General features: G+C 65.3%; 2 protein-coding genes. Both read right to left on the bottom strand.

Features of this window, described 5'->3' with window-relative positions:
• Positions 1-187: hypothetical protein (locus WA702_RS21860; protein ID WP_425112633.1), on the bottom strand; the 187-nt coding region annotated here is incomplete at its 3' end.
• Between the two features lie 266 nt (positions 188-453).
• On the bottom strand, positions 454-1,524 hold a 1,071-nt coding region (locus tag WA702_RS21855; protein ID WP_425112632.1), incomplete at its 5' end, for a nitric oxide reductase activation protein NorD.

Below are 1,524 nucleotides of genomic sequence, written 5' to 3'. Positions count from 1 at the left end.
CATGAGCGTCGACCTGCCGCAGATCGCACGGCGTCACGGCCGCGATCCGGACTCTGCCGTCGTCGATCGGGCGCGGCTGGAAAGCCTCATTGCCGACGGCGCCGTAACCATGCGCGACGATCGCCTCTCGATCAACGATGGCGCGGAATTCCTGGTACGTAGCGTCGCTTCGGCGTTCGATGCTCATCTTGCACGGTCCGCAGCCACCCACAGCCGAGCGGTTTAGATCGACCGATTTAGATCGACGCCGGCACGGCTCGGGGTGGATTTGAACGGCGCAGTCCGCCACGGCTTTGCTGCGTGTTCCGTGTGAATACGGGACCGCGACCTTGTTTGCGCTGGGTCAAATGCCGTTGCGCTGCGCTGTGGTTGAAGCAAGTCGTTGAAACGAGCGACCCATCCTCCCTGGAGTTGTCTCGATACTCGAGCCCGGCTGTTCGCCGGGCTTTTTTTCTATTGCGTGAGCTGGCGATAGATCGCCGGCAATGCCTCCGGGAGTCGCTTGATGTTGCCGACGATGGAATAGCCGCCACGCCCGAACAGCGTCGGAAAGTAGCTCTGCGCGGCCGCATCGATGGTGATGCCGAAGACCACGGTCCCGAGCCGGTGCGCTTCCTGAACAGCTTTGCGGGTGTCCTCGACCGCGAAGCGTCCTTCGTAATGGTCGACGTCGTTTGGCTTACCGTCGGTGAGGACGAGCAGGAGCTTCTTGCGCTGCGGCTGTGCGGCGAGCTCGGCGGCAGCATGGCGGACGGCGGCCCCGATCCGCGTGTAGTATCCCGGCTTGAGCGCTCCGATCCGCCGTTCGACAGATGCATTCAGTGGCTCGCCGAAAGCCTTGACGGTCTCGAGCCGCACCCACGAGCGCCGACGCGAGGTGAAGGTCAGGATGCTGTGATGGTCGCCGCAGGCCGACAGGCCGTGTGCGAGGACAAGCAGCGCTTCCTTCTCCACGTCCAGGACGCGGTAACCGTCGACCCAAGCGTCGGTCGACAGCGAGACGTCGACCAGCAGCGTCACCGCGAGATCGGGGCCCTGCGGCCGCATCGCCAAATGCACGCGGTCGAGCGCGCCGCTGCCGGCACGGAGGTCGCAGCGGGCGCGCACCAGCGCGTCGAGGTCCAGGTCGTGGCCGTCGGGCTGCGCCCTCATGAGCTCATGGCGGGGCCGCAGTGCCTCGAACTGTCGTCGCACCTGGCGGATCCGACGGCGCATGGCATCGTCCGGCTCAAAGCTCTCGCCGGTATCGCTGGCGTCGGACGTCAGCACACGGCAGTGATCCGGCATGTAGCTGCCGCTGCGATAGTTCCATTCGGGATACAGCCGTCCGCTATCGAGTCGCGCAGAGTCGACAGCCTCCGGCGGCAGGTCGAGATCGAACTTCAGCTTGCTCGCCGGTTTGCCCTTGCGCCTGGAGATGGCGAGCTCATCGAGGTCGTCGGCCGCCTTGCGCGCGTCATCGTCGTCGCTGTCGTCCGACGGGCGATCGACATTCACCATCTCCGCCATCGCCAGGATCTTCTC

The sequence above is a fragment of the Bradyrhizobium sp. genome (genome assembly GCF_049798375.1).
Taxonomy (GTDB): domain Bacteria; phylum Pseudomonadota; class Alphaproteobacteria; order Rhizobiales; family Xanthobacteraceae; genus Bradyrhizobium.
This window is presented reverse-complemented; position numbering and strand designations above follow the sequence as displayed.